This is a genomic window from bacterium (genome assembly GCA_037131655.1).
Taxonomy (GTDB): Bacteria; Armatimonadota; Fimbriimonadia; order Fimbriimonadales; family JBAXQP01; genus JBAXQP01.
The window spans coordinates 1-6,386 of record JBAXQP010000162.1 but is presented as its reverse complement, the minus strand read 5'-3'; the positions used below and the strand labels follow the sequence as shown (position 1 = coordinate 6,386).

At 48.4% G+C, this 6,386-nt stretch carries 8 protein-coding genes; all 8 read left to right on the top strand.

Features of this window, described 5'->3' with window-relative positions:
• Positions 1-773 (top strand): inositol monophosphatase family protein (locus WCO51_08425; protein MEI6513283.1); only part of this gene is annotated, 773 nt, incomplete at its 5' end.
• A gap of 145 nt (positions 774-918) precedes the next feature.
• Positions 919-1,293 carry a metalloregulator ArsR/SmtB family transcription factor gene (locus WCO51_08420; GenBank protein ID MEI6513282.1) on the top strand — a complete coding sequence of 125 codons (375 nt, stop codon included), beginning with the start codon at positions 919-921 and terminating at the stop codon, positions 1,291-1,293.
• Positions 1,290-2,156 (top strand): arsenite methyltransferase, encoded by an 867-nt coding sequence (locus tag WCO51_08415; protein ID MEI6513281.1) that lies wholly within the window; start codon positions 1,290-1,292, stop codon positions 2,154-2,156. Before WCO51_08420 ends, WCO51_08415 begins: the two co-directional genes overlap by 4 nt.
• The gene (arsB, locus tag WCO51_08410; protein ID MEI6513280.1) at positions 2,156-3,220 is read left to right on the top strand and encodes an ACR3 family arsenite efflux transporter; all 1,065 of its coding nucleotides are present in this window, start codon (positions 2,156-2,158) and stop codon (positions 3,218-3,220) included. The genes WCO51_08415 and arsB overlap by 1 nt, the downstream gene beginning before the upstream one ends.
• Positions 3,221-3,240: 20 nt before the next feature.
• Positions 3,241-3,822, top strand: coding sequence for a hypothetical protein (locus WCO51_08405; protein ID MEI6513279.1), 582 nt, complete (start codon positions 3,241-3,243; stop codon positions 3,820-3,822).
• Positions 3,819-4,460 carry a hypothetical protein gene (locus tag WCO51_08400; protein MEI6513278.1) on the top strand — a complete coding sequence of 214 codons (642 nt, stop codon included), beginning with the start codon at positions 3,819-3,821 and terminating at the stop codon, positions 4,458-4,460. Before WCO51_08405 ends, WCO51_08400 begins: the two co-directional genes overlap by 4 nt.
• A 150-nt stretch (positions 4,461-4,610) precedes the next feature.
• Entirely contained in the window at positions 4,611-5,777 is a 1,167-nt protein-coding gene (gene xylA, locus WCO51_08395) for a xylose isomerase (protein MEI6513277.1), read from the top strand.
• Positions 5,778-5,843: 66 nt separating this feature from the next.
• Complete coding sequence (locus tag WCO51_08390; GenBank protein MEI6513276.1) at positions 5,844-6,260, top strand: hypothetical protein; 417 nt, start codon at positions 5,844-5,846, stop codon at positions 6,258-6,260.
• Positions 6,261-6,386: the final 126 nt, after the last annotated feature.

Here is a 6,386-nt window from a genome sequence, read left to right as displayed (position 1 = left end):
TAGAGGTTGATCTTCAATTTGTAATTGACGTTACCAGGCAAGCTGGCGATCTTGCGCTCGAAATGCATCTCAATGCCCTCCACGAGTTCAAACTCGATCAAACTTATGTCACTAATGTTGATCGTGAGGTGGAGTTATTTCTCGAAAAAGAACTTGGCAAGCGCTATCCTGAGTTCACTTTTTTAGGGGAAGAATACGGTCTGCGCGGCGACCCTGATGCTCCGACTTGGGCAGTTGACCCCATCGACGGCACCACCAATTTCGTCTTAAACTCTCCTTTCTGGTGCGTTTCAGTCGGACTTGTTTATCAAAACCAACCGGTATTAGGCGTCATTTATATTCCCCGAGTTCAAGAACTCTATTGTGCCAAAGTTGGAGAAGGGGCATTCTGCAACGGAATTCCAATAAATGCCCGCGATGTGGACAAACCACATTCCGAAGACCCCCTCTGCATGACCAGTCGAGCCAGCAAGTATTACAATATCCGACCTTGGAATGGGGTATTTCGCTCCCTGGGTAGCATTGCAGCCGAAATCTGCTATGTTGCTCGGGGAACGATGTGCGGGACCGTCGGACACGTCAAAACCCTTCATGATGTTGCAGCCGCTTTTTGTATCGCCAAAGAAGCCGGATGCGACTGGACGTATATGAATGGAGAACCGATCGACTTGTGGGAAATCTTCAATAACGGCGGCGGCAAGACCTATTTTGTGGTCGCTCCGCCTAAAACACGGCAATGGCTCATGACAAACCTGCATAAGACCAAAGACTGATCTTGGCCTAATCTCATCGCCTACACTCGTTTACTGGCCGAGTTTGTATGCTATCTCTAATAAAATCTCCTGTTCTTTCTTGACATAACCCACTAAGAATGCTATACTTATTTCGTTATTCTGCGAAATAACGAAGGATATTGACTTGAACACTAACATCAATGAGATGGCGACGATTTTCAAAGCGTTGGGGGATCCTACCCGGTTGCATATCTTTAAGTTCCTGCTGGCATTGGGTAAACCGGTGGCGGTTGAGGGGAGCGGAGATGTGCGGACTGTTGATGGACTGACTGTTGGCGAAGTGTGCTGCCATGTGACTGGGGTTGAGAAAATCACCTCGACTATTTCAGCGCACCTTAAGGAACTTCGGCTAGCCGGTCTCATAACTATGGAGAAGCGCGGCAAATACGTCATTTGCAGCGCTAATCCTGAAGCTGCTTCCCTACTTTCGACATTCCTAGCGGGACCGGAGACCGACTCGAAGTGCTGCGAACTATCTCAGAAAGGATTAATATTATGATAGAAGAGAACGATGTGCGAGAAACTGTGCGCCGAAAATACGGCGAGGCGGCTAAGATTGTGCTTCAGGGCAAAGGCTCGGCTTGCTGCTCTGGCGGCAATGTGAGTGATGCCGCACGTAATGACGCATCAAAACTGCTTGAAGCTGATTCCATCACTGGCAACCTCTATAGTGAAGAGGAAGCAGCGGCGATCCCGCCGGAAGCCATTCTCGCCTCACTGGGATGCGGCAACCCAACGGCTCTTATCGAGCTGGAACCTGGTGAGAAAGTGCTCGATTTAGGCTCAGGAGGAGGAATTGATGTCCTTCTGTCAGCTCGAAGGGTCGGCCCAAATGGGTTCGCTTATGGGCTTGATATGACTGATGAAATGCTCGTATTGGCAGAAGAAAACCGCATTAAAGCGCATGCTGAAAATGTGAAATTCCTCAAAGGCCACATCGAAGCTATTCCCTTGCCCGATGATGAAGTGGATGTGGTGATTTCGAACTGCGTTATTAATCTCTCTGCTGATAAAGACGCCGTACTGCGAGAAGCATTCAGAGTGCTTAAACCAGGTGGGCGATTCGCGGTCTCCGATGTGGTTGTGAACGGCGAACTGCCTGAAGCTGTGCGCAAAGACATGATGGCCTATGTTGGCTGTGTTGCCGGAGCGCTTGACAAAGATGATTATGCCCACCGATTAGAAGCCGCCGGATTTGCTAACATCTCCATCGAGCCAACCCGTCACTACACCTTTGCCGACCTCCCTAGTTCCTCCTGTTGCGAAAGCGGCAGTATTGCCAACTTATCAGAGAAAGAGAAAGCCGCTTTGGACGGCAGAGTAATGAGCGCCTTCATCCGCGCCACGAAACTGAGTAAATAATGGATAATATCACTCGAAAGCTTTCGTTCTTAGACCGATACCTCACCCTTTGGATATTCCTTGCGATGGCGCTGGGCGTTGGCATGGGTTACTTCATTCCTGGCACAGCTACTTTCTGGAATGGACTTAATAAAGGCACTACCAACTTGCCAATCGCCATTGGGCTAATCCTAATGATGTATCCACCCCTGGCGAAGGTAAAGTACGAAGAGTTGGGGGATGTGTTCCGCAACTATAAAGTGCTTGCACTTTCACTGGTTCAAAACTGGGTGATCGGGCCGATTTTTATGTTCCTACTGGCAATTCTATTCCTGCACGGATATCCAGAGTTCATGGTGGGACTAATCTTAATCGGCCTTGCGCGATGTATCGCGATGGTGATTGTTTGGAACGAACTTGCGGGCGGCGATACCGAGTATGCGGCGGGATTGGTGGCTTTCAACTCCATCTTTCAGGTGCTATTTTTCTCAGTCTATGCGTGGATATTCATCACCGTATTGCCCCCGCTCTTGGGATTAAAAGGCAGCGCAGTCCATGTGACTATCGGGCAGATTGCGCAGAGCGTTTTCATCTATCTGGGCATCCCGTTTATTGCGGGAATGCTCACGCGTCTGGTTATGCTCAGAGCCAAAGGCCGCCAATGGTATGAGCAAAAGTTTATCCCCCGCATCTCCCCAGTGACTTTGATTGCGCTACTATTTACGATTATCGTCATGTTCTCACTCAAAGGCCAAACCATCGTGAGGCTTCCTCTGGATGTGGTTCGCATCGCCATCCCGCTAGTCATCTATTTCGTGGTAATGTTCCTCGTCTCGTTCTACATGAGCATGAAGGTCGGGGCTGATTATCCCAAATCGGCCACGCTATCCTTCACCGCCGCCAGCAACAACTTCGAGCTAGCCATCGCAGTTGCCATAGCAGTCTTCGGAATCAATTCAGGCGTAGCCTTCGCCGCCGTCATCGGCCCGTTAGTGGAAGTGCCCGTGCTCATATCGCTGGTAAATGTGGCGCTCTTCTTCAAAAAACGACTATTTGTTCAAGAGAAAGCAGGATTACTCGATTAGGCGCAGAAGTTTAATATACTATGATTATTAATTTGACCTTGCCGCATGAATATGAAATAGAAGTCGGCGCCGACTTGCCATCCGGCCCCGGCGTCATTACACAGCTCGATATTGGCGAGAATAGCTTCCGTTCGGGTGGCCTTGTTGTCAAAGTTACGCCTGAAGCCGGTGTACCTTGGATTACAACTTTTATCGGTGGTAGTTTCGGTGTTGATGCTGTGTACAGCACCCCCAACACATGTGTTCTTTGCGTAATATCCGCTGGTAACGGTTACTTTGTTGAAGTGAATAACCCTTCCGAGTGGAAAGAGGTCGATGAGGTGTCTCCTATTACTGATTCGAAGTTGATTCCTGAAATTCCATTACTACTTTTTTCTGACTTCAATTCTATGGTTGCCTATGGTAAAAACGGCTTAGTATGGTCAGCATCTGAGTTGGTGACGGATTACCTAGAAATCGACGAAGCAACCCCTGAAGCCATCTGCTGCACTGGCTATGACCCATGGGAAAAGGGCGACACCAAAATCATTCTGGACCCCAAAACAGGGGCGGTGATTGAAAGGACTGTTATCCCCCAAGAGAAACCTGAGAGAAAGAAATGATTTCAAACAGGGATGAATTCGAGAATGAGCGCAAGTCAAGATTAGATCTCCTTTTTTCAATAATAAAGCAGCGACTTATCTACTTCTGCACTCCTGACGTGCTTCTCCAAAAGGACGAGTACAAAGAAAGACCAGGATGGGGAGGTTGGCTCACCGTTGTCCTTAAATCTCTTCAGAATGCACAGTGTCTTGTTGCGATGGGTGATGAACTCAGAGGTACATCTAATGATGAGAAGGAGATATTCGACAGGATTTTGAAATCAGTATATGAATGCACCGAGCATAATTTAGTTTGGGTGCGAGAACAGCTCCACTGTGAACTTAAAGAAGATCTAGTTTCTTACTATTATCCTACAACCTGGGTCGACGCGATAGAAGACGGACTTCAAGATGAAGACTGGTATTTGTTTAATAATCGGGATGGAATTGAGGCACACCTCAACGCACCAATGTTTCTCCACCCTGACCTCATCCCTGATCTAAAACTAGTTCGCCTTGTAAAAAAGGCAGATCTAATCTTGCAAAAAAAGCTGATCCAGTGGCGAAGTTTGATACCAATAGTTGATTATGAGCTAGATCAAAAATTGATCTTTTTTCCCCGCTCTCATTGGTGGTGGTGGCGAGATGAGGAAGTTTAATTTGTCACTACCCTATTTACCCTCCACGCTCGCGCTTGCCATTGATTTCGTTGGGCGGTACAATAGGTGTTAAGAATTAAGAAGTTGCCTTTTGAGGTGGCTTTCTAATAATCGCTTTAACAAAAAAGTCTTGAATAGGAGCAAAACAACATGGACGCTTACACGCCAACACAAAAGGATAAATTCACATTCGGCCTCTGGACAACCGGCAACGCAGGCCGAGACCCTTTTGGTGAGCCTGTACGAGACCGCATTAGCCCCATTAAAAGTGTAGAGAACCTGGCAAAGCTTGGCGCCTGGGGCGTGAACCTGCATGACAATGACCTGGTTCCCATCGATGCCACCCCCGCAGAGCGCGAGGGAATCATTAAAGACTTCAAAAAGGCGCTAGCCGATAACGGCATGCGCGTCGTCATGGGCACAACCAACTTGTTTGGCGACCCATCCTTCAAAGACGGCGCTTTCACCAGCAATAACCCCACCGTTCGAGCTTGGGCATTAAAGAAAGTTATGGACTCGATGGACATGTGCGTCGACCTCGGCGCTGAGATCTATGTTTTCTGGGGCGGCCGCGAAGGTTCTGAGTGCGATGCCGCCAAGGATGCCGTTGATGTCAACAAGCGCTTCCGAGAGTGCCTCAACTTCCTCTGCGGTTACAGCAAGGATCAAGGCTACAATCTCAAGTTTGCTCTCGAAGCTAAACCCAACGAGCCTCGTGGAGATATTTATCTGCCTACTACAGGCGCGATGCTTGCGATGATTTCAACCTTGGACGATCCCAGCATGGTCGGCGTCAACCCGGAAGTCGCCCATGAGAATATGGCAGGCCTCAACTTCTATCATGCTGTCGCGCAAGCTGTCGATGCTGGAAAGCTCTTCCATATCGACCTAAACGCTCAGAAGTTTGGCCGCTATGACCAGGACCTTCGCTTCGGTTCCGAAGACGTAAAGGGCGCTTTTTATCTGGTCAAACTACTCGAGGACAGCGGTTATGCTGGACCTCGCCACTTCGATGCTCACGCGTATCGAACTGAAGATGAAGCCGGTGTTTGGGACTTCGCTGCCGGTTGTATGCGCACTTACCTTATTCTCAAGGACAAGGTAAAACGCTTCAACGAGGACAAGGAAATCCAAGCCATCATAGCTGCTGCCAACCCGAAAAACCCCGAGATGACCAATCTCATGGGCAAATTCAGCAAAGCTAATGCCGATACCATCAAAGCGACCGATTTCGACCGCGTCGCCCTCGGCAAAATCGGCCTTCAGTACGAAAAGCTGGACCAGCTCACGCTTGAAATCATCATGGGCGTCCGCTAAGTAAGCTAATCATAATGACATAATCAGAGGTCGGCCGTGTGGCCGACCTCTATTTTAAGAAATAATATGCAAGAGACTAAGCCAAATAAAGAAACGATTTTAATCGGTGTACAGTTTGTGCTGGGAATGGTCCCGTTGCTAGCGCTGAATGCTTGGGCGGCTATTTCTTCGGTTAGTCGGTTAGGCAGCCATCTTTCTGCAATCATCATTATTTGTATAAGTCTCGGAATAGTAATCCTATCGGCGGCGTTATTAGAGAGCGCGTTGCTTAAACTTCCATTCGGAAGATGCCTGAAGGAAGCTTCAGCAGTCGGTTGGGCATTTCTCGCTCCGAACCTATTTGTCTTCTACTGGAACTTGCCAAAGGAATCTCAACCTAGCGCACTTATCTTAAGCATTCTCCTGATAGCCTTTTGGGTTGTATTCTTCTGGTATGTGTTCTCGCGCAATAGTAAAAAAGGAAATATTGATCATGCCGATTGAAGCCCCTTATCCTGATCTAGTTGAAATGATGACCCTCATGGGCGAAGCAGGTCGAAGGTTGGCAGAAATCGAAGCCAGTGAAGGCTCCGCGGGAAATATTTCAGTCTATATGGGTTGGGATATCGA

What these genes read in the sequence shown, in the direction of transcription:
- xylA (MEI6513277.1), top strand. Translation starts at nt 4,611, where the DNA reads ATGGACGCTTACACGCCAACACAAAAGGATAAATTCACATTCGGCCTC.
- WCO51_08415 (MEI6513281.1), top strand. Translation starts at nt 1,290, where the DNA reads ATGATAGAAGAGAACGATGTGCGAGAAACTGTGCGCCGAAAATACGGC.
- WCO51_08390 (MEI6513276.1), top strand. Translation starts at nt 5,844, where the DNA reads ATGCAAGAGACTAAGCCAAATAAAGAAACGATTTTAATCGGTGTACAG.
- WCO51_08405 (MEI6513279.1), top strand. Translation starts at nt 3,241, where the DNA reads ATGATTATTAATTTGACCTTGCCGCATGAATATGAAATAGAAGTCGGC.
- WCO51_08400 (MEI6513278.1), top strand. Translation starts at nt 3,819, where the DNA reads ATGATTTCAAACAGGGATGAATTCGAGAATGAGCGCAAGTCAAGATTA.
- arsB (MEI6513280.1), top strand. Translation starts at nt 2,156, where the DNA reads ATGGATAATATCACTCGAAAGCTTTCGTTCTTAGACCGATACCTCACC.